Source organism: Streptomyces sp. NPDC052040 (assembly GCF_044548405.1).
Lineage (GTDB): Bacteria > Actinomycetota > Actinomycetes > Streptomycetales > Streptomycetaceae > Streptomyces.
Genome location: NZ_JBIUBV010000018.1, coordinates 61903 through 83480, shown reverse-complemented (window position 1 = coordinate 83480; position 21578 = coordinate 61903). Strand labels below are relative to the sequence as shown.

Sequence of the window (21578 nt, the reverse complement as noted above, 5' to 3'; positions counted from 1 at the left end):
GCCGACCACCTCGCGCACGCCAGGAGCACCCGTGACCCTCGACATCGGCTCGCCCCCACGAGCCCTCCGCGCGCCCCGTCATCCGGTACTCACCACGGCCGCCTGCTGCGCCGGTGTCGTGATGAGCCTTCAGGAGACCACGGCCGCCATGGCCACCGTGCGTGCCATCCAGGACGATCTGCACGTCCCCACCGGCGCGTTGAGCTGGATCGCAGGCCTCTACACGCTGGTGGTCGCCGTGCTCGTCCTCACCGGCGGCACCCTCGCGGAACGCTACGGGCGGCGCCGCATGTATCTGGTGGGCACCGTCCTGTTCGGCTGCGGTTCCCTCATCGCCGCGACAGCCGGCACCTACGCGCATCTCCTGGCGGGCCGTGTCGTCAGCGGCGTCGGGGGAGCGCTGGTGCTGCCCACCTCGCTGGCGATCCTCTCCCTGAGCACCGACGACCCCGCCCGGCGTATGCGCCGCGTCTCCGTGTGGGTCACGTCCTCGGGAATCGCCCTGGCCTGCGGGCCGATCCTGGGCGGTCTGCTCGTCGAACGGTACGGCTGGCACGCCGCCTATCTGGTCAACCTGCCGCTGTCCCTCGTCACCGTCGCGTTGACGCTGGCGGGCGTCGCGGAATCGCGCACCCCCGGCCGCACCCTGGACCTGCCGGGACAGGCGTGCGCGATCGTGGGCCTGGGACTGACGGTGTATGCCATCACCCGCGCCGGTCACAGCGGCTACGACGATCCCGTCACCCTCGCCGCGCTGGGCGCGGGGCTGCTCGGAGTCCTCGCGCTCGTCCTCGTCGAGCGCCGCGCGGCCGATCCCATGCTGCGGGTGCGTCCCATGGGCCGACTCCCGCACCTGGCCGGGCTGATCCTCGCGGCCTGCGCCATGCTCGGATTCGTAGGCGCCTGCTACCTCCAGACCCTGTACTTCCAGAGTGCGCGGGGAATGTCCCCGCTCGCGGCGGCCGTCCACCTCCCGGCACTCGTCGTGCCGTTCCTGGTGACCAACACGGTGTGCGGACGTCTCCTGGCCCGGTTCGCGCCCCTGCGCGTGGCGGCCGTCGGGTTTCTGTTCTCCGCCGTCGGTGCCGGTGTGCTCGCCGCGTTCCAGGACTCCGGTGCCTCCACCGCGACCGTCGTCGCCGGGATGGCACTGCTCGGCACCGCCCTGGGCCTCACCGTTACCCCCGCGACAACCGCCGCCATCATGGCGGTCGACGCCCACGACGGCGCGGCCGCGTCCAACAGTGCCACCGCCTTCCGCCAACTCGGCTCCGTCCTGGGCACCTCGGTCCTCGGCAGCGTCTTCGCTTCCCACCTCACGGCCGGTCTGCCCGGAGCCCTCGCCCGCACCGGCCTGCCCGCCTCACTGGTCGACACGGTGGCCCGCGCTGTGCGCGACGGCGGTGCGTCCAGCGGCACGCGGCCACCGCCCCGCGTCCTCGACGCCGTCGCCGGTGCCCTGTCCGAGGCAGTGTCGGCGGCCTACGTCACCGCCACGGCGATCCTCCTCTGTGCCGCCTGCCTCGCCGCGTACACGAGCCGTCACCCGACCCGCACCACATCGAAGGGAAAGCACACGCGTGAACGACATCCTCTATCTGGACACGCCTTCCGTCGCCGCCGTACTCGAGGACCTGCCGGCGGTGGACGCCATCGCTGACGCCCAGTCCGACCACGCCCGCGGGACGGCGATCCTCCCCGAGGAGGCGTATCTGCGCTGGGAGCAGACCGACGGCTGGGCCCGCAGTCTCAGCCTCCCGGCCGCGTTCGGGAACCCCGCCACCACCGCGGGCATGAAGATCATCAACAGTTGCCTCGGCAACCCGGCGAGGGGACTGCCGCGCGCCTCCGGCCTGTTGGCCCTGTACGACGTCGACACCGCCCGGGTCCGCACCCTCATGGCGGCCGGAGACCTGTCCGCCACCCGCACCGCGGCCGTCAGCGCGCTCGGCGCCCTGCACCTGGCGCCGTCCCCCGTCCGGGAGGCCGCCATCATCGGCACCGGCCCGATCGGCCTGGCCCACGCCCGCGTTCTCGCCCGTGCTCTACGGCCCGGCCTGCGCACCGTACGGCTCTACGACATCGACACCGAGCGCTGCCGCGAGGCCGCCGCCACCCTCGCCGCCGAGCTGCACCCGCTGCGCGTGACCGCCGTCCACGACCGCGCCGAAGCGCTCGCCGGGGCCGGTCTCATCATCGCCGCCACGACAACGAGCCACCCCTACCTCGACATCGACGACGTCCCACCCGGCAGCGTCACGGTCAATGTGGGCCTCGACGACTGCACCGAAGCCCTCCTCACCCGAGCCGACCTCCTCGTCGTCGACAGCCGCATGCTGGTCGCTGCCGACCACCGCCGACTGCTCGGCCGCCTCATCGCCGACGGGAAGATCACCCAGTACGCCGACGCGGTGCCCGGCGCCCGCTCCATCGACGCCGAGATCGGCGAACTCGTCGCCGGGATCACCCAGGTCGGCATGCCCGCGGACGGACGCGCCGTGTTCAACCCCTTCGGCATGGCGGTCAACGACGTCGCCCTGGGCGCCGCCGTGGAACGAGAGGCACTCCGACGCGGCCTGGGCGTCCGGCTGCCACGGTGACGCGGTGACGACCCGCATCACCTCTCCCATGGGCGCCGACCACGTCAACACCCATGCCCCGACGCCCGGCCGATGAGAGGAAACCCGGCGTCGCCGCGCACCTTTGCCCCCATCGCTCGACGAGGAAGACAGGCTGCCATCCATGCCACCGCACACCGATCAGCACACGGGCGACCACACCGTCCCGCTCGGCCGCACCGGCCGCCGGGTGTGGAAGGACGCCGTTCTGCGCACCGCCGGATTCCCCGCCACCGGCCTCACCCGCCTCGGCGCACCCGCCTGCGCCGCCGTCGCCGACGCCCACCTCGCCGGGACCTGCGAGCGAGCCCACTTCGAAGCGGCTCTCGCCGCGGCCGCCGACACCTGCGCACACGTCATCGACGCCATCACCGCCGACCCGCTGCTGCGCGAAGCCATGACCTGGCAGAACCGCACCGCCCTCACCCTCCTCGACTCACTCGCCCGCAGCGGCCCGCCCGCGCCCCGCAACACCACCCGGCGGCGCCGTGAACAAGACCTGAGCCGCTACTGGCAGCGCTACTGCGCCAAGGCCGAGACGATCGGCTTCTTCGGACCGTCCGCGTGGATTCGTGTCGACCCGACCTCGCCCGAGACCGTCTCCCTGCGGCCCGGCCCCACGCTCGTCGACCGCCGTCGCGTCTTCTTCGAACCCTGGGCACTGGGCGTCTTCGGCAATCGGCTCGCCGAAGACCCGGCCATCCGCGCCTGGCTGCCGCCGGTGCTCCACTCCCATCTGGCCCTCGACGGCCTGCGCCTGCTGCGTCCCGGTGCTGCGCCGCTCCCACTGACCGCGCAACAGGCCCAGGTCATCGCCAGGTGCGACGGAGAGACCCCGGCCGAGGTCATCGCCCGCCGCCTGGCCGCCGACCCCGACACCACGATCGACGACCCCCGTGAGGTCCACCGCATCCTCGCCCGGCTCGGGCACCGGCGGCTCATCGGCCAGGGCGCCAACCTCCCCACCGATGCCCGAGCGGAGGCGACCCTGCGGCGCCGCCTGACCGCCATCGAGGACCCCCTCGCCGGCGGCCGCGCCCGTGCCTCCTTCGCCCGGCTCCTCGCCGCCCGCACCGCGATCGAGGACGCCGGGGGCGACAGCGGCGCGCTCGCCACCGCACTGGACCGACTCGACAGCGAGTTCACGGCGCTCACCGGGCACCGTCCGAGCCGCAACCACGGCAAGACCTACGCGGGGCGCGGCCTGTGCTATGAGGACACCACCCGCGCTGTCGACGCGACCATCGGCGGTGCCTTCCTCGACCGCCTCGCGCCTCCGCTGGACATCGTGCTGCAAGCCACCCGCTGGTTCGGCGTCGCGCTGGTCGAGGCATACGAACGCGAACTGACCGCGCTGTACGAGAAAGTCGCGGGAGACCGCGACGAGATCGACCTCGGCGCGTTGTGGGGCCCGGCGCTGCGCCTGTTCTGGAGCGAGCACCGGCGCCCCGTCGATGACGTCATGGAGGCGTTCGCGGGCCGCTGGCACGCATTCCTCGGCCTCGACACCGAGGAAGCCCGCACCCCGTCGGTGCTGCGTCTCCGCTCCGCCGACCTGGCCCCGGCCGTACACCGGGTCTTCCCGGCCGACCGCCCCGGCTGGTCGGCGGCCCGCCTGCACAGCCCCGACCTCCAGATCCGCGCACGGTCGCTCCAGGACATCAACAGCGGTGCGTACGAGGTCGTCCTCGGTGAGATGCACGCCTGCGCGCCGACCATGGCGGTCAATCTCTTCACCTGGTCCGCCGACGACCCGGAGGGTGCGGCTCGGCAGGTCAACGCCGACCACGGCCGTCCGCGCATCGTGCCGCTGCTGCCCGCCACGTGGCCGCGCAACACCGGGCGGATGGTGCCCGCCGAGCCGGGAGCCGGTGATCTGCTGCTCGGCTTCACCCCGGCGCCCGGAGTCGAACGTCGCCGCCTGATCCCCACGTCGGCGGTGCGGCTGCGCCGCTCTCCGACCGACGCGAGGGTGACGGCGGAACTTCCGGACGGTACCGGCGTTCCGTTGGCGGAACTCTTCGGCGTCCCGCTCACCCTGATCGCCGTCGACGCCTACAAGTCGATCACCCGCGTCCCGCACATGCCGCGCGTGGCCATCGACCACCTTGTGATCCTCCGTGAGACATGGCGGACCACGGTCGATGCCGTGTCCCTGCCACCGCGCGGCAGAGGCGCCGGGGGCAGCGAGCGGGACGACTATCTCGCGATACGCCGTTGGAGAGCCCAACTCGGCTGTCCGGAAAGAGTGTTCGCGAAGATCGAAGGAGAGATGAAGCCCGTCTTCGTCGACTTCACCAGCCCGGTGTTCGTGGCCTCCTTGTGCACCCTGCTGCGCACAGCGGGCCGCCGCCTGGGCCCCGATGCGGAACTCGTGGTCAGCGAGGCTCTGCCCGACCCCGAGGAGACCTGGGTGCAGGACTCCGAGGGGAGAGGCTATGTCAGCGAGCTCCGACTCCACGTGGCCGACGGGCCGCAGAGCCCTGGTACTCGGTGACTCGCGACCAGCAGAAATCAAGTGGGCGGCCGTTCACCGCAGGACTTCGACGAGGAGGACCCAGGCGTTGACGGCTGCGACCAGGACAGCGAGGACGAACGTGACGGGCAGCCAGTACAAGCCGCCCCCCTGGCCTGCTGCAAGGGATGTACCGGCGGCCAGCAGGGTGAGGGTCAGCGCGGCGGCCACGGACAGCCTGATCAGCACCGCGGCGGGCGGCGCGCCCTTGCCCCGGCCGGAGAGCGCGGCCCTACAGGGCGAAATCGCGCTTCCCACGGCATTGGCGAGAACGAAGGCGGCCAGTGCGCTCCGGCTGAGGGCCGGGGTCAGCGCAACTATGCTGACGACGACAACGATGAGCAGTGCAACGAGGGCTTCGAGAGCGCGGCCCGTCATGGAGTTGTGACCTTCGCGTTTCTCCATCTCCAGGACGGCTCGGAGGTTGACACTCAGGCCGACGAAGATGAGGCCGCAGAGCGCTGCTGCGGCTCCTCCCGCACACAGGAACATGTCGGTCCAGCCTTCGGTCGCGTAGCCGGTCATATTCATGGCCCCTCGTTGATCTCGGATCGTGCGTCGGTGGCTCTGCTGTGCATCTTCGGGACGTCTGCTCGCCGCGTCCGGCGGGAGTCGGGGTACCGGTCGGGCAGGGCCCCGCAGGGCCCCGGAAATCGCCCTTTCGGGGCCCTGCGGGAGCTGGCGAGGAGTTCCTACTTCGCCGGGGCGAGGGTGGTCTCGAGCCAGTCGAAGGTGACCTGGTGGAAGCGGGACATGGCTCCCATGTGGCAGTGCTCGCCCGCACCTTCGTCCTCGGGAAGGGTGATCAGGGTGTGGGGGCAGGTCAGGGCGTCGGCGACGCGCTGGGGCTGGCCGCGGAAGAACTGGTCGTTCTCGGCGTCCAGGATGAGGGTCGGGCATTCGATGAGCTGGACGACACCCTCAAGGGTGTAGTCGGTGGTGCGGCGGATGTAGTCCGCGGGTGAGGCGGCGCCGAACGCCCACACACCGTTGCGCAGGGCCCAGCGCAGCTGGGTGTTGTTCTGCATGAGCAGGCTCGCGACGGGGTTGGCCAGCTCGTCGCGTCCGGTCTCGACCCACTCGCTCAGGAACGGCGGCATCATGCGGGTGTGGGCGTCGTGGTAGTCGTAGAGGCCGTCGTCCAGGACCAGGGCGGCCAGGCGGTGTTCGTGGGCGGCGGCGCGAGCCGTGAGGTAGCCGCCGAGGCTGTAGCCCATCAGGACCAGTCGGTCGGGGGCTGTTTCCGGGCGGGTCAGCGCGTAGTCGACCACCGGGGTGACCACGGCCTCCCAGTCCGGGCGGAAGACCAGGTGCTGCTCACGCAGCGCGGCTCCCTGGCCCGGGCCGTCGTACGCCAGCACGTTGTAGCCGCGGCGCAGCGCGGCCGCGCCGATGGCGAAGTAGGCCTCTTCCAGGGTTGAGTCGAAGCCGCTGGTGAAGATGACGGTCGGGCGGGGGGTGCCCGAGTCGTCGACGAGGAAGAGGTAACCGGGCAGCGTCGTGTCCTCGTAAGGGATCCGGACGGACTCGACGGGGGTGTCCATCAAGGACGCGGCGGTGGCGAAGGTTTCGCGGGAGAGCGTGGACAGGCGCTTGACCTCCGGGTCGTTGTCGGGGTCGTCGCGGCGGTAGAACTCGGCGGTGCGGTAGTAGCTCGAGGCGCGGAGCAGGGCCTCGCGGGCGCTCACCCGGTGCCCGCCGGTCAGAGCTCGGGCGCCGATAGCGTGGACGCGCTCGGCGGTCTTCACCCACTCGCGCAGCCAGGCATCCTCATCGCCTTCGGGAATGTTGCGGGCTGTGGCCACGACCTCGCCGAGGTCCGCGCCGCCATAGTTGGCGAAGCCGGCCGCGCGCAGCGCCTCGAAGGAGAAGGACTCGTCCTCGAACAGGAATCGCATGGCTCTACCTCACTGTCAGTGCTAACCGCTGTCGAGACGGGGCCGTTCCGTCTCGCTTCGAGCAGGACAGTAGTCTGGATTCAGCCGAGACGCAACCGTTCCGTCTCATGTGGGTCCCTGGGCATGACCAGCACCCCCGCACAGCCCCCCGCCTCCGTGCGCCGGGCGCCCGGAGGGCCTGTCCTCCAGGACTCCGTGACGGAGGCGATCGCGACCGCCTTCTTCGAAGAACTGGCATCGACCGGTTACGCGCGGCTCTCACTCGAAGCGGTCGCCAAACGCGCCCGGGCGGGAAAGGCCGCCATCTACCGCCGCTGGCCGTCGAAACGGGAGATGACCGTCGCCCTGGTCACCGCCGTCGCCGTAGCTGCGCCACACCCCGCCGACACCGGCATGCGGCGCGGAGACGTACTCATGTTCCTCACCGAGGTCGCGGACGCCCTGCTCCCGCCGCTTGCCTACAGGATCGTCCCCGACCTGCTCGCAGAGGGCGCCCGCAACCCCGAACTGCGGCGGGCACTCTTCGAGGCAGTCCGCGACCCCCGCCGAGGCAGGGCGGCCCGCATGCTGGACCGGGCCGTCGAACGCGGCGAACTGCCCGCCGACATCGACTGCGAGCCCGCTCTCGACCTTCTCGTCGGCCCGCTGTACTGGCGCCTCGCCGTCCTCCGCACCCCCACAGCCCCCGACCACCTCGACCGCCTCACCGACACACTCATCGCCGCGATCGCTGCCTAGCTTGCTCTTCGTCCACCAGCATCGACCGGCTCTGCCGTTGGCCTTGAGGGTCCCGGGGGGCTATGCAGAGCGCGAGCTGCTGGTGTTGCAGCAGATCCTGGTCCTGCGGGCGCTGTGCCTGGGGTTGCCGGAGACCGACCGGGCCCTGGCCGATCAGCTCGACGAGGTGGAGGCCCTGCGCGGCCACCGTCGTCGGCTGCTCGCCGAACGTGACCGGCTCGACGCCCTGGCCGACACCGTCTCGCGCACGATCGCCGGAGTGGAGCAGTCCAGAAAGGACGGCACACCTGTGACCATCAACCGACCGGAAAACCTGTTCGAGGGCGTGGTGCCCTCCCCGTACCGGGGGAGTCTGCGTGACTTTCCCGAGCACTCCGAAGCGGTCGCGCGCCACGTCGCCGGGATGAGCCCGCGTGATGTCGAGTCCGGGCAGCGTGAGCGCACCGCGCAGATGATCCGGCTGGCCGAGCTCATGGCGGTCGGCCAGCCGGCCGATGCCGGGCGCGTACAGGCCGAGATCGACGCCCAGTACCAGATCCTGACCGCGTTGCGGACCGTCTCCACCGACGAATACCGGGCCATGGGGCGCTCCTGCGTGGACAACGACGCCTGGCGCACCGCGTACGAGGCCATCGCACCGGGCCTTGCCGCGTGTCAGCGCGACGCCATCGAGGCCTACGCCGACACACGGCTCGGCTGACCAAGGCGGCACGGCGGACACCGAGCCCGGATCCAGCCTTCCTCGGTCCCACCTCGTTGCGGCGGTGCGGGCGTCGGCAGCCGGCCAGGACGCCGTCCTCTCTGCCGCCCAGCGGTGACGGCCGACTCGGTTCGTTGATCGGTGTCCTTGCGGCCCGCACGAGGAACATGAGGTGGAGGCAGCGAACCGAAGGTGCGGCCGGGGGTGGTACCGAGGGACTCGGTACCACCCCCGTGCCCCGTTGTTCAGCCTCTTCTGCCTCGTGTGATGCGCGAGCCGAGGCCGAGTCGGTTGGTGACTGCTCCCGCGCAGCCGCCGATCACGAGGGCGAGCCAGGTGTCGAGTCCGAGGGCACGGCAGACGAGGACGGTGGCGATCAGCGCGGCCAGCATCACCACCAGATCCACGACTGAGGCCCACCGGCCGCCGGGCCGGCCCTCGCCGGTCATGCCCAGTACGGACTGCACATGTCTGCGCTTCTCGCCGCTCATGACAGCTGACCCATCAGGCAGCCGGCCGCGGCGACCGAGACGTAGCCCCAGGGGCCGCCCGCGAACTTCACCATCCGCAGTCCGCTGCGGGCGCGCTGGATGTTGACGCTCACGTGGTGGGACTGGACGGGGACGTAGGCGGCGAGGGCGCCCACGCCGCACTTCTTGGCCGCGTTCTTCACCGTCTTGCCGATCCGCTTCCACTTCCAGGTGAACGGGTTCCACCAGGGGTCGGCGACGACCGGGAAGGCCGTGGCCGCGGTGAAGTCCACCCGCTGCACCAGCGTGTCGCCGTCCAGCCGGTAGGAGGTGGGGACGTCGTTGCCGCGGGCGTCCTTGGCCCAGGGAGCGTTGACGGCTGCGACCGGCTCGTCCGGGTCCGCGGGCACGATCACGATGGAGCCGTCACCTTCTTGCCGGAGCCTTGCGCCCGCGGGCAGGCTGAGTGGAACGCGGTACTCCTGCGGTGCGCCTGCCTTCTTGATGACCTGCAACGTACGGCTGCCGCCCGCGAGCGTGGGCTGGACCACCGTGTCCACCGCGGAGGCGGCGTCGGCGTGGACCACGCTGCCGTTGAGATTGACTCCGCGCTGCCTGGCGCCGGAACCGATGCCGACCGGGGCGATGTCGTCCGGTTTCACTTCGGTGGTCCCCTTCGGGTCCCACGGCACGGTGACCGTGCCGGTCGCCGTCTCGGCGACGGCCGCGTACCGGCTGTCGCTGGTGGTGGCCGGGGTGATGTCGGCGGCGTCCAGAGTGGCGTTGGCCGCGCCGAGGGCATCGATGGCCGCACCCGGCTCCCACGAGGTGTCCACGGTGAAGGTCACCGGCTCCGACCAGCCGTTGGCGTAGTGCGTACCGTCGTAGGTGGTCGTACGGAAGGTGTAGGCGCGGCCGCTGACGAGCTTGCCCGCCGGCACCTTGGCGGCCGCGGTCCCGCCCGAGCGCACGAACGCGGAGTTGAACAGCGCGACGACCTCACCGGTCGCCTTCTCCTTGACCTCGAAGGTGCCCTGGACCATGTCGTCCTCGTTGACGTCCTCGGTGGTGAAGCGCAGCGTCGGGGTGAGGCTGCCGACCTTGTAGACACCGTCCTGGCTGTAGAAGGGCGGGCCGGCCTGAAGGTTGCTGCCGTTCCTGGGACGGTAGTTGAAGGTGACGGTCAGCCTCGGGATCCTGTCGTCGGTGGCCTCCGAGGAGTAGAAGCGCTTCCAGGAGTACGTGTCGGACTCGTCCGCGGCCTTCAGCGCCACCGAACCGGTCGCCGACTTGGCGCTCGCCCATGTCTTCGCCAGTTCGGTCACATCCGCGCTCACCCAGCCTGCGTTGTTGCAGCTGCCGCTGCGGGTCTCGGTGGACGCGGCGGTCTTCTGCTTCAGCGCCGGCTGTTGTGTCCAGCGGCTGGAGGTGTCCGCAGGGTCGGCCGCCCACACCTCCCAGCCGCGCCTCTCGCACGACCAGGAGTGGTAGTTGTACAGCTCGACCTTGGCGTCCGTGACGAGCGCGTCGGCGAACTGACCGGTCTCCCAGGTGATGAAGGAGCGGGCGATGCGCTTGGTGGAGCCGATGTGGTCGCCGGGCCAGCCCAGCTTGAGATCGGTGGACGCCGACTGGTCCGTGGTGTCACCGCCCTGGACGAAGGTGTCGAACATGACGGAGAGGGTGTCCGTGGCCGGGTCGACGGTCACCGGGTACTGCGTCGCCGGGTCCGCCAGGAACCCGGGGTCCGGGGTGAGCCGCAGCTCGACGGTGTCGCCGTCCTGGGCGACCGTCATCGGCACCCGGGTGCTGTGCTTGTGTTCACCGGAGCGCTCGTCGACCCGGGCGTCCCACATCACCGGCGCGGGCATGACAGCGACCTGCTCACCGGTCCCGCGTTCGGTGAAGGCAACCGAGCCGTCGGCCTGCTGAGCAGCCTTCAGGCCCGGGATCTTCAGCGGCAGGGTCATGGGCGCGACACCGTCGGCGGGGCGCTGCTTGAGGGTGAGGTACTGCTCGAAGCCGGTGCGGGTGGCATCCACCACCAGATCGGCCCCGGGCACCGCCTCCGGGTAGGTCGCCCTTGCCCCGTCCAGGACCGGGGCCGGCAGGCCTCCCTTCCACTGCACACCGATCTTCCGGGCGCCGGCCCCCAGGGTGATCAGATCGCGTGCGGCGGACGCCGGAGCCTCGGCGGCCTCCCTGGCCGAGCGGGCCTTGGCGCCCCCGGGGCCGGCCAGGCGCAGGTCTCCCGGATGCGCCTCGGCCTCCACCTCGCCGTCCGCCTGCCGCCGCAGGGTGGCGTTCACATCGACCCACCGGCCGTGCTCAAGCATCCGCACGGGGCCGCCACTGACCGTGGTGGTGAGGGTTCCGGCGGGGTCGGCCCAGGTGGTGGACGTCTCGGTCCTGCGGTCCAGTACCTCCACCTGGCGGCCGAACACCTGGGCTGCGAGCAGGGCGGACTCGGCGGTGTCGGCCTCGGTGACGGGTCCGCGCAAGGGATGCTCGGCGCGCGTGGCCTCAAGTAGGGCCTCACGCGCGGCGGCTGCGTCCTCCCCGTCGGCCAGGGCCGGAACGGACGAACCGAGCAGGGCGAGCGCCGCAAGCGCCGAAACACCCCCCGCGGCGACGGCTCGGCGATGCCCGCGTCGTATCGACGGCATGTGTGTCCTTGCGTTCAGGACCAGCCCCTGGTCTGAGGGGGCGTGGTCCGTGATCAGTAACGGCGCAAGGTTAAAGCGACATTAAAGTGAATGCAAATAGAACCTAAATCACCCTGTCTCTGGATGAGTTCGGTGCATCGCACGGCCTCATCAAACCCGGCGCGGGTGCCAGGCCGCTTGACCGGCGAGTGCAGGGTCCGGTGCCGAACGCGCGGCCGTCCGCGAGCTGCACGGCGTCGTTGGCGACACGGCGGACCACTCGGCCAGGCGCCGCGCCCCAAGCCCGGCGCTCGCCCTGACCGCGGTCTTCGCCGAGACCCTGACGGCGTGGAGCGCCGAGCCCCCTTCCTGCTCAACCTCCCCCTGTTCGACCGCGAACCGCTGCACCCGGACTTCGACGACCTGGTCGGCGACGTCACCTCTCCCGTCCTGATGGGCCGGGGCGGACCCCACTTGTCCGGGTGGGGCAGGCTCAGACGATCTCCTCCACGTTGCGGCGCGGCCGCCGTGCCCCAGCCGGCCGCGGCGCCCGCGCCGGCGGCTCCTCGGGCACGACCGGCGGGTCCAGCCGCTGCGCCCGCAGCGTCACGCCCTTGACCGGCTCGCTCTCCACCGTCGTGGGCGGGCGGACGACGGGGACGGTCACCAGCAGGTCCAGGACAGGGCGGGGAGGAGTGCCCAGGCTCGACCAGAGTTTGACCGACAGGGGCTCCGATCCCTCCGGGGTGTCGCGGAGTTTCAGCACCAGGGGACCGGCAGCCGGGTCGCGGTAGGGGGCGAGCTTCTCCGTGGCCACGCACCACTCCAGCAGGGTCCCGAGGAGGCTGTGTTCGTCGCGCGGATTCTGGGCCCAGACCGTGAGGGCGTAGCCGAGCCTGAAATAACGGGTCGGACGACGGTAACCGATGACGACCCCGGTCTCGTCGACGACGGTGGAGTCACCGGTCTGCCGCTGCGTGACCTCTTCCTCGACGCTGTGGAGGAAGAGGTTCACACACAGGCCCGAACGGCGCGCGACCCAGTCGGAGTTCGGGGTCTCGAAGGCGACCTCGGCGTGCACACCGTGCAAGGGGCCTTGTCGCAACTCCTGCTCAAGGGTGACGTCTATGTGCTGGACGATGCTCAACTATGTGACTCCGAGGGTGAAAAGGCTGGGTCAGGAGGAAGCCGGCGGCGTTTCCGGCTCGGCATGCGGGCCTTCCAGCGGGATCAGTTCGCCGACGACGACCGCCGTGGCGGCGCAGGCGACCGCAGGGGGGTCGGAAGGAAAGCCGGAGGCCGAGGGATCGGGGACGGGAGCACCGACGGGGCATTCCATCTGGAGCATGAGCTTCCTGCCCTCGTCCAGCGACAACGCAGCGGACGGGGTGAAGTCCCTGAGGTTCTTCACGCCCTGGCTCAGCAACTGCTGCTCTCCGGCCCTGAGGAAGACGGTGGCGTTGTCCGGCCCGGAGGCACTCAGCTGGACTGTCTTGACCTTCAGCCGGTAGCCCCTGCGCACCAGATACGCGGCCGTCTCCTTGTTGTTCTTCGTGTCGACGGACAGCGACGTCTGGAACTGTTCCTTCTCCAGCGCACCCTCCGCTTCCCTGTCCTTCTCCGCCTTTTTCTCCTCCTCCTTCTTCTTGTCCTCGGACTTCTTCTCCGAGGCCTTCACCTCGTCGTGCTGGGTGGGCCCCTTCGCGGTCTCGGTCCTGGCCTCCGGTTTCTTGCCCCCCAGCGGGGAGAACCAGAGAGTCACGAGCGCGATCAGGAGCGCTGTCCCCACGATGAGTGCCTTCCGCACGGGCTTCGGGACGAGCGGGTGCTGCCGGTGGACGTACGAGACCGATCGCTCCCGTCCGTCGTCCCAGCCGGCGGTGACCCCGATCGTCCAATTGACCGCCGTGCCGGTGAACACCGGGTTCACGACCCGCGTCATGAGGCTGATCCGGGCCTGTTCGCCGGGCCCGAGGGTGAGTCGTGCCCGCCGCAGCTTTGGCCGTAGGGGCGCGTCCTCGGCCTCCGGTGCCACGCGCAGCCGTACGGCCGTGGTGGCGTTGCCGGTGTTCTCCAGCACGACCAGATTGCTGCTCCACAGAGCCCCGCCGACCCGCGTACGTACCGGTTCGACGGTGAGGTCGTGGAACTTGCCGACATTGATGACCGCTTCGGGCACGGCCACCGCTGCCGGGTCCTCCACGGAGGCGATCCGCACGGCGAACGTCACTCTGCCGGGGGCGAGTTCGCTGTCGCGCGGCAGGGTCAGCGGGATGTTGATCTTCTCGTGGTTGCCGGGGTAGACGGGCAGCTTCCCCAGCTGTGCGTCGGTCTCCGGCCAGTCGGCGGGCGGCCCGAGCAGCCGCAGCCGGTAGGCGTCGACGATCCGGCTCTCGTTCCACACCCGCAGATGGGCGGTGACCGACTCACCGGGGGTGATCACGTCCTCGGGGACGACGAGTTCGGCCCGTACGCTCATGACCCCTGCCGACTGAAGAACTGGATCTCGGCCATGGCCACCGGCATGTCCGGCTTGAGTCCCCGATTGACCGCCATGATTGTCACCCGGACCTGAGTGACGTCGTCGATGCCCAGGTCGAAGCGCTGAGGGCCGGGCTGCCCGCCCAGCTCGATCTCCTTCTCCACCATGCCCCGCCCGGTGGTCGCGGTCACCTTGATCCTGGTGGGCCTTCCGGTCTCGGCAAACTGCCGAGGGGCCTTGGCAGCCCCGTTGATGACGAGGAGCGAGGTCAGCCGGAACGGCGAGTTGAACGCAGCCGTCCAGTACTGGCCGATGGCGTCCTCGCCGCTGTTCTGCGGCGCCCAGGCCCGGTTGTCGACGCCGTCGGCGGCCAGTTCCGGCTCGAAGCCCTTCGCTGAGCTGGAGGCGTCCACCGCGTCCGGCCTGACCGCGTACTGCGACAGGAAGCGGTCCTTGATCGTCGGTACGGCGCCGGGTGCGGCCGCCACCGCGCCGCCCATCGACGCTGCGGCAACGAAGCACAACGGCAGCGCGCCTAGCACGACGCCCCAGCGGCGGTCCCAATGCCATACCTCCGGCCGGTCGGCATACCGTTCGCGCAGCCGCTCCCAACGGGTCGGCGGCGGTGGCTCCTCGTCGGGCTCCGGACGCAGCAGGGCACCACAGGGGTGACAGTACGTGCGGGAATCCGTGTTCGGGCCGCCGCACGCCGGGCACTCCAGCAGGTACGGCTCCCCGTCCGGGGGAACGGGCGCGTCCGAGCCGTGCACACCGTCGTCGGCAGGGGCGGTACCGAGGACGACCTCGCCGCTGATGATCTGGGGGCGTCCGGCCGCGGGCCCGGTGCCAAACGCCCCCGTGCAACCGGGGTACGGATCTGCCCAGCCGAACTCGGGCAGTCGGCCGCCCGGCTGGGGACGGGCGGTGTGCGGCGCGGGCCCCGTCGGCAGGGGTGCGAAGAGGGGATCGACCCAGTAGAGCTCCTGCTGTGGCGGCTCGGCGTGGCCGTTGCCGGGACTCACCGGTGCGGGACCGGCGAGCTGAGGCCCCCCGGGGCCGCCGGAGCCGTGAAGTCCGGCACCCGGTGCGTCCGGGTGCCCGGTGCTTCCGAAGAGAGGCGGAGCCGGCCGGGGCCGATCGGTCACAGCCCCGGGAAATCCGTCACCTGCCGGCATCGGTGCCTCACACGCCTGCTGGACGGAACCGGGACGACCCGCATCCGGGTCCGCGGTGCCGTGTCCGTTGAAGCCGGACTCGCTCCCGGGATACGGACCCGTGCTGCGCGGCCCCGCGTACCCCGGGGTCGCCGCAGGCGCCGGTGCCCCCGGGGCCGGGCGCCCCGAGCCCTCCCGTGCCCTCTGCGACCCGCCGGTCGCGTCCCACCCCAGATACGCGCCGCAGGATACGCAGAACATCTCCCCGGGATATGCCACCACCCCGCAACTGCTGCACATGTCCTCTTCGCTGGGCACGTGCCAGCCCCGGCGGCCGGAGGAGTTCGTGCCCATCAACCCTCACCCCCCGGCACGTCCCTCACAAGCAGGGGGTCCACGTCGTCCTCGACCGTCACCACGGCCCTCAGGTGCGCGGGCAGCCACGCCCGCACCAGCTCTTCGACGTCGGCCACCACGCCGGGGCGGCCCGCCGACATGCCGTACGGCAGCAGCACCCGCACCCGCGCCCAGCTTCCTGCCGATACGGACACCGAGGGGCTCTCCGGCCCGGGAGCCATGTGCGTGGATCCCGACTCGGCGAGCTCCAGTCGCCCGCCCAGCACGTGTCGCACCAGCAGGTCGAGTCCCAAGCGGGTACCGCGCAGACCGTGCAGACGGTGGCCGAGCAGCAACGCGTTACGGCGTCCCGTCGCACCGACGCAGGCAGGCAGCACGGTGTTGCTCCAGCCGAGCATCCACGCGACGAAGTGGTCGGGCGCGGTGTCCGGGTCGAAGTAGGCGTCCAGGCAGTCCAGTGTGGTGATCAGCTGGGCGAGGGTGTCGTCGAATCCGACGATGAACCGGTCGGCGAAGTCGCCCTGCCGGTAGCTCTCCGGCAGGATCGCGCGCAGCGACCGGCTCCCGGGCACCAGCGGCGGCAGCGGGGGCACGGCCGGTACCGGTGCGGGTGCCGTCGCGGGCAGTCTCTCCATCGGGCGCTCCCTTCTTCCTGTCGGCTAGCGGGCGTTCTTCACGGCCACCTGGTGGCGGAAGGAGAGGAAGAGCGTCGCAGGGCCCACGTCGATCCGGTCGGCGGCGGCCTGCCGCTCACCGGTGCCGAGGTCCGCGGAGTACATCTCCAGCCGGCTCACCGACTCCACGTCCTCGCAGCGTGCGGCGACCGCGTACAGATCGCTCAGCCGCAGTGCCCGCCCCAGCGGCCAGCCGGAACGGCTGCCCGTCCCGGAGTCGGAGGGCAGCGGGCTCAGGCACTCGTACAGCGCGCGCAGCACCCTCTCCTTGACCTCGGCCCGGTCCGCGCCCCTGACCGCCTCGATCTCGGCAACGACCGTGACGCCCTGATAGGCAGGCCCGCTGACCGACACCGTGACGCCCAGCGGCCGGGCCTCCTCCACCGCCCGGGCGGCGGCGGACAGCATCTCCTCGGACGGCACCAGGTCCCGCCAGCTGTTCTCGTCCCGCACATCACCGACCTGGGGCACGATCAACACCCTTACCCATCCGTCGCGTTCGGAGTCGGCCCGTTCGTCCACGCACTCGATGCGGCCCGCGTCCCGGCAGGCGGCACGCACGATCGACTCGTAGTCGGACGCTGTCACCGCCCGGGCCTGGGTGCGCAGCCAGTGCCCGGCCCGCTGCCGCACACTGTCCACCGACTCGGCGTCCACGCCCCCGGTCGCAGGCTTGTGGTTCTCCACGCGGGAGATCAACGAGATCGGTGTGCGCAGTACGGTCAGCGTGGCCGCGGCGACATTGCCCCCGCGGCCGCCGCCGCACCGGTAGGGACCCGCCGTGATGCGGGCGCCGATCTCGGGTACCGCCCCGTACTGGCGTATCTCGCCGTCGGGCTGTCGCACCGCCGGACCGAAGCGGACGTCGCCGCCCGCCTCGTCGACGGTGACATGCCGGTCGGTGGGTGAGGAATCCGCGAACGACGTGACGACCTTCCACATCTGCCGCCCGGCCTTGGTGTCCACAGCCACCTCGAGGAGCGAACCGGCGACGACGGGCGTGCGGTGCAGCGTGAAGGACTGTCCCGGTGTGCCGTCGGAGACGCCGAGTTCGTCGTGCGGGATCGTCTCGCCCTCGACTGCGTCCGTGGTCCCGCCCGCGGTGTACGCCTCCAGCGCGGCGACCTTCGGAGAGGAGGAGTAGGCGGGTTGTCCCGGCGCCGCCTCAGCGACCCGGCAGCGCAGCCAGCCCGCCCGGCGCCGTCCGACGAGAGAGGCCACGTGCCTGTCGGGCAGGTGCAGTACGACCTCGCCGGGCCGGTTGAAGCCGCCCGTGGTGTCGCTCTCGATGTCGCAGGCCCCCCAGCCTTCACCGCACCACGCCTCCCACACACGCGGCGGTCGGCGCGGGTCCACGCCCACACCGTCCATGCGGCAGTCCACGCGCAGGGTGACCGCACAGCGCGGCGCCGCCTGCGTCAGTCCCACCAGCAGGGCGTCGCCCGGCACCGGCCGCTCCGTGAAGCACGTCACCGGCTCTCCCGACTCGAAGCGCTCGGTGCAGAGTTCGGGTGCCTGACCGGCCCGGGCGGAGCCGATGTGGCCCAGCGCGGTGGGCACGATGTCGAGTGGCCGGCTGACGGTGAACACGCGGGCGGGACCGCCGCCCGAGCGCGGGGTGGCCACCTCGGTGCCGACGGGCACCGTCACTTCCGCCCCCTGCGGGGCGGAGAGCCGGAACGTCAGCTCCGTACGTGCCGCCCGGGGCGCCGTCATCTGCACGCCCAGCAGGTCCAGGAACCCCAAGTGGATCTTGTCCGGTACCCGGTTGAGCCGGTACGACAGCTGGTCGACCATCTGCGCGAACGCCTCGATGAGGGCGACACCGGGGTCGGCGACGTTGTGGTCCGTCCACTCCGGGCAGCGGCGCTGGATGAATCGTCTGGCTTCGTCGACGAGATCCTGGAAGCGGCGATCGTCGAGGTTGGGGCTAGGCAGCGGCATCGTTGTCCCCTTGCGGGACGGTGCCCGCCGGCTCGGAACGGTTCGGTCCCTCGCCCTCGGGGGCGGGGATCACATAGAACGGATGGACCAGGTTGCGGTGGCTGTTGGTGTCGGCCAGGCGGTAGGCGATCCGGATCTCCAGCACCTCCAGTTGGCCTGCGGCCTGCGTGACGGCGACGTCGTCGACGACGACCCGCGGCTCCCAGCGCTCCAGGGCCCGCCGCACCTCGTGGGTGATGGCCCCGCTGGCGGAGGCGTCGAAGGAACCGAAGACGCGGTCGCGGATCGCACAGCCGAACTCGGGCCGCATGGGCCGCTCGCCGGGCTCGGTCGTCAGGATCAGCCGGATCGCCTGCTCGACATCGGCGGAGCCCTCGGCCATCGCCACGCCGCCCGAGGGGCTGATGCCCAGCGGGAAGGCCCAGCCGCGGCCGATGAAGAAGTCGGACACGGTTCAGCCGCCGATCATGACGGTCGGGCAGCCGCCGGTGACCGTGCCGCACCCGGCCACGGCGCCCATGACCACCGCGGGAAGGCCACCGATCAGCACGGGCCTGGGCAACGGCAGGGGGACCACGGGCACCGGGGGAGGCGGGACGGGTGAGCCGGGCGGCGGTACCACATACGTGCACAACGAGGACGGACTCGCTGCCGGCTGGCCCCCGATCAGGACACTGGGTACTCCGGGCGGCGCGAGCGTGCCCTGGCCCACGGGCGCAGGTGCCGGCCCCGGGTTGGGGACGTAGGCGATGGCGTCACCGATACGTGCTGCGGCTGGCATGGGGTGGGTCTCCTTCCGGACAGCGGGTGATCCCGGCCATCAGTTGATCTTTACGGGCAGACCGGTGACCTCGGTGACGCCCTTGGCGGCGAGCTTCGCCAGCGCACCGGTGACCTCCACCGGCCCCTTGGCCTTGACGTTGACGTTCAGGCCCGAAAGCTCCAGGCTCTCCTGGGCGCTGACCGTCACCTTCCGGCCCTTCAGCTCCAGCGGTCCCTGGTTCGCATTCACGGTGATGCCGTTCTTGGCGCTGATCTCCACCTTGCCGTCGCTGTGCACGGAGACGACCGTGTTGTGCTGGTCGAGGCAGAGCCTGAGCTTGCCGTCGCCGGTGACGAGCGTGGCCCCCATCCCCGAACCGCCCGCGTCCAGCAGCTCCAGCCGGTGGCCCTCCTTCGAGGCGAAGGACCGGCGGTTGGCCACACCCTTGCCGCTGTCGACCACCTTGAGCGTGTGCGGGGCGAGCTTGTCCACGCCGTTGTACACCCCGCCCAATACGTACGGCCGGTCCAGACAGCCCTGTTCGAAGCCGACGAGCACCTCGTCGCCGACCTCCGGCAGCACCACGCCGTGCCCCCGGCTGCCCCCGAGCTGCACCGTCCGCGCCCAGTTGCTCTCGTACTCGTCGTCCAGCCAGGGAAGGCGGACCTTTGCCCGGCCCTGCATCCTGTCGTCCTTGATGTTGACAACCTTCGCCGGCATGAGGCCGTAGAAGCGGCGCAGCCCCGACTCGCCGTCCCCGGGCCGCCCGGCCGCTGTGCGGTCCTCACCCTCATTGACCGTCAGCTCCGTGAGGTAGCCCGAGTCGGGATGGTACTCATGCCGTACCGATGTGACCGTGTACCGGCCTTCGAACTGCTTGCCGAGGCCGGTCAGCGACACCCCGGAGCGCAGCCGCAGCCGCGGCTCCCCCCGTACCACTGCGTGCAGCCGTGGCAGGCCGGCTGCGACTTCCTGCGCCATGCTCGCCGCGAGCGTCTCGGCCTCGTCCCTGGTCCGGCGCGGCAGCCCGGCCAGCAGCATCCGCGGCCCGGACACCGCACCGGGCGGCACAGTCCAGTTGGTGCTGTGCCGCTGCGTGTCCGGATCGCTCCTGGCCACGAACGGCTCCTTGCGCTCGGGGTCCCAGGAACGCACGGTGACCCCGGCCACCTGGTCGTCCAGGGATGCGACCGAGCCGACCTTCAGCAGATTCCTGCCGAACTCCAGAGCGAAGGGGTTGTCATGGGCGGATGTGCTCTTCACCGTGGCGCTGGAAGCCCGGGCAGGCCGGCAGAAGTGCAGTTTGCCGTCCCGGAAGAACAGGTCCCGCCCGTTCTCCCGGGCCAGGTGGCTCAGGAAGTCCCAGTCGGACATGGCGGGCTGGGTGAGAAAGTCGTACGTGTGCCCGGTGTCGTCGACGGTCCCCGTCCCGACACCGGCCTTCTTCGCCACCTCGCGCACGATGTCACCCGCCGTCATGTTCGGGTAGGCGGCGACCCGGTGGCCCCGGCGAAGCCGGTGGGAGCGGTCCTTGGCCCGGATGACGGTGAACACCCCGCCCGCCCCGTGCACACCACCGCTGTACGCACTGGCCCTGGCCTCACAGTCGGTGACCTCACCCTCGAAAAGGGAGTGTTCGCTGCCGGAGACCACGGAGGTCAGCTGGAGTGCGCTGCTCAGAGTGACGCCCCACGTGGCCATGAGCGACGCGTTGTGCGGGTCCCGGATGCCGATCTCGGCCGTGGCCGACATGTGGCCGCTCTCCTGCACGACTGCCCACGCCAGGGTGGTGCCACGCAAGGTGCGGCCTCCGGCCTTGACGATCAGCCCGGCGGTGTGACGCGCTGTCATGTCAGTTCCTTAGGTGTGAAGAGAGGAGCAGAGGAGGTCGGCGACCTCGAGGCAGTCAGTGGTCTGTGGCGTTCGGCAGGACCAGCACCGTTCCCGGCCGCACCTTCGAGGGGTCGTCGACGCCGTTCAGTTCGGCGATCAGCCGCCAGTCGGCCGCACGCCCCGTACTGCGCACCGCGATGGACTGGAGGGAGTCCCCTCGCACCACCACGCTGAACTGTCGTGACGAAGGTGATCCCGGGGCATGTCCCCGGCCCGGTGTACTCATTCGCCGATCTCTTCCAGGGTGAGCTCGCACACGGCGCGCGTGGGGTGGCCATTGCTGGAGAAGCGGGTGAACCGGACCGCGAGCCGTCTCATGACCGCGTAGAACTGTGCTGCCTTGCAGTGACCCCAGAGGAATCTGACCCAAACCGGCGACGCCTGGTTGTTGCCGACGCTCGTGTGTTCCGGTCGGCAGCACTCAAGGAGTTCGCGCACCCGCGCGTCGACGGATTCGTCACCTTGCCCCTGCGCGTCCAGGACGATGGTCATGGTGAGCACGCAGGGTTGGCTGCCCAGGAACTCGGGCGCGGAGGCATTCGGTGCAAGGCGTACGGTGTGCCGTGCCCAGGACGTCTCCTTGACCAGGGAGATCTCGGCCGGGTTGAACTGGAACTTGATCTCTTTCGGGCGGGTCGCGGGCTTTTCCTGACCGCCGATCGGTGGCGCGTAGACCTCCAGGATGGCCTTGACCATCTGTTCCTCCGGCATGTGCCCTCCTTTCCGG

The 21578-nt window shown here is 70.9% G+C and carries 19 protein-coding genes; 5 read left to right on the top strand and 14 right to left on the bottom strand.

The window, feature by feature from the left end; all coding sequences use genetic code 11:
- Positions 1-31 precede the first annotated feature (31 nt).
- The 3 genes from ACIHAA_RS27625 (at position 32) to ACIHAA_RS27615 (ending at position 5115) form a co-directional block, all read left to right on the top strand.
- Entirely contained in the window at positions 32-1660 is a 1629-nt protein-coding gene (locus ACIHAA_RS27625; protein ID WP_399821778.1) for an MFS transporter, read from the top strand.
- The gene (locus tag ACIHAA_RS27620) at positions 1581-2600 is read left to right on the top strand and encodes an ornithine cyclodeaminase (protein ID WP_399821776.1); all 1020 of its coding nucleotides are present in this window, start codon (positions 1581-1583) and stop codon (positions 2598-2600) included. Before ACIHAA_RS27625 ends, ACIHAA_RS27620 begins: the two co-directional genes overlap by 80 nt.
- A gap of 142 nt (positions 2601-2742) precedes the next feature.
- Positions 2743-5115: a lantibiotic dehydratase gene (locus ACIHAA_RS27615; RefSeq protein ID WP_399821774.1), complete on the top strand. Its 2373-nt coding sequence runs from the start codon at positions 2743-2745 to the stop codon at positions 5113-5115.
- 33 nt (positions 5116-5148) lie between these two features.
- Here ACIHAA_RS27615 and ACIHAA_RS27610 read toward each other — a convergent pair whose 3' ends face one another.
- Together ACIHAA_RS27610 and ACIHAA_RS27605 are read right to left on the bottom strand one after the other, a co-directional pair.
- A complete protein-coding gene (locus ACIHAA_RS27610; RefSeq protein WP_399821772.1) occupies positions 5149-5658 on the bottom strand; it encodes a hypothetical protein in 510 nt (169 codons plus the stop codon).
- Between the two features lie 167 nt (positions 5659-5825).
- Entirely contained in the window at positions 5826-7031 is a 1206-nt protein-coding gene (locus tag ACIHAA_RS27605) for an alpha/beta hydrolase family protein (protein WP_399821770.1), read from the bottom strand.
- 123 nt (positions 7032-7154) lie between these two features.
- Between ACIHAA_RS27605 and ACIHAA_RS27600 the strand changes: the two genes are divergently transcribed.
- Together ACIHAA_RS27600 and ACIHAA_RS27595 are read left to right on the top strand one after the other, a co-directional pair.
- The gene (locus tag ACIHAA_RS27600; RefSeq protein ID WP_399821769.1) at positions 7155-7769 is read left to right on the top strand and encodes a TetR-like C-terminal domain-containing protein; all 615 of its coding nucleotides are present in this window, start codon (positions 7155-7157) and stop codon (positions 7767-7769) included.
- Position 7770: 1 nt separating this feature from the next.
- Positions 7771-8469: a TipAS antibiotic-recognition domain-containing protein gene (locus tag ACIHAA_RS27595; protein ID WP_399821766.1), complete on the top strand. Its 699-nt coding sequence runs from the start codon at positions 7771-7773 to the stop codon at positions 8467-8469.
- Positions 8470-8714: 245 nt separating this feature from the next.
- Here the strand turns inward: ACIHAA_RS27595 and ACIHAA_RS27590 are convergent, their stop codons facing one another.
- The 12 genes from ACIHAA_RS27590 to ACIHAA_RS27535 form a co-directional block, all read right to left on the bottom strand.
- The gene (locus ACIHAA_RS27590) at positions 8715-8960 is read right to left on the bottom strand and encodes a hypothetical protein (protein ID WP_399821764.1); all 246 of its coding nucleotides are present in this window, start codon (positions 8958-8960) and stop codon (positions 8715-8717) included.
- Positions 8957-11605, bottom strand: coding sequence for a DNRLRE domain-containing protein (locus ACIHAA_RS27585; RefSeq protein ID WP_399821762.1), 2649 nt, complete (start codon positions 11603-11605; stop codon positions 8957-8959). The genes ACIHAA_RS27590 and ACIHAA_RS27585 overlap by 4 nt, the downstream gene beginning before the upstream one ends.
- 472 nt (positions 11606-12077) lie before the next feature.
- Positions 12078-12731, bottom strand: coding sequence for a DUF4255 domain-containing protein (locus tag ACIHAA_RS27580; protein ID WP_399821760.1), 654 nt, complete (start codon positions 12729-12731; stop codon positions 12078-12080).
- Positions 12732-12761: 30 nt separating this feature from the next.
- Positions 12762-14063 carry a hypothetical protein gene (locus tag ACIHAA_RS27575; RefSeq protein ID WP_399821758.1) on the bottom strand — a complete coding sequence of 434 codons (1302 nt, stop codon included), beginning with the start codon at positions 14061-14063 and terminating at the stop codon, positions 12762-12764.
- Positions 14060-15088: an NADase-type glycan-binding domain-containing protein gene (locus tag ACIHAA_RS27570; RefSeq protein ID WP_399821756.1), complete on the bottom strand. Its 1029-nt coding sequence runs from the start codon at positions 15086-15088 to the stop codon at positions 14060-14062. Before ACIHAA_RS27570 ends, ACIHAA_RS27575 begins: the two co-directional genes overlap by 4 nt.
- Positions 15089-15573: 485 nt before the next feature.
- A complete protein-coding gene (locus ACIHAA_RS27565) occupies positions 15574-16212 on the bottom strand; it encodes a hypothetical protein (protein ID WP_399821754.1) in 639 nt (212 codons plus the stop codon).
- 24 nt (positions 16213-16236) lie between these two features.
- On the bottom strand, positions 16237-18195 hold the full coding sequence (locus ACIHAA_RS27560) for a putative baseplate assembly protein (RefSeq protein WP_399821752.1): 1959 nt from the start codon (positions 18193-18195) through the stop codon (positions 16237-16239).
- Positions 18182-18646: a GPW/gp25 family protein gene (locus ACIHAA_RS27555; RefSeq protein WP_399821750.1), complete on the bottom strand. Its 465-nt coding sequence runs from the start codon at positions 18644-18646 to the stop codon at positions 18182-18184. Before ACIHAA_RS27555 ends, ACIHAA_RS27560 begins: the two co-directional genes overlap by 14 nt.
- Before the next feature lie 3 nt (positions 18647-18649).
- Positions 18650-18976, bottom strand: coding sequence for a PaaR repeat-containing protein (locus tag ACIHAA_RS27550; protein ID WP_399821748.1), 327 nt, complete (start codon positions 18974-18976; stop codon positions 18650-18652).
- Positions 18977-19015: 39 nt separating this feature from the next.
- Positions 19016-20809 (bottom strand): VgrG-related protein, encoded by a 1794-nt coding sequence (locus ACIHAA_RS27545; protein ID WP_399821746.1) that lies wholly within the window; start codon positions 20807-20809, stop codon positions 19016-19018.
- A gap of 55 nt (positions 20810-20864) precedes the next feature.
- The gene (locus ACIHAA_RS27540; RefSeq protein WP_399821745.1) at positions 20865-21020 is read right to left on the bottom strand and encodes a LysM peptidoglycan-binding domain-containing protein; all 156 of its coding nucleotides are present in this window, start codon (positions 21018-21020) and stop codon (positions 20865-20867) included.
- A gap of 53 nt (positions 21021-21073) precedes the next feature.
- Positions 21074-21562, bottom strand: a complete 489-nt coding sequence (locus ACIHAA_RS27535) for a hypothetical protein (RefSeq protein WP_399821743.1) — start codon at positions 21560-21562, stop codon at positions 21074-21076.
- Between the last annotated feature and the right edge of the window lie 16 nt (positions 21563-21578).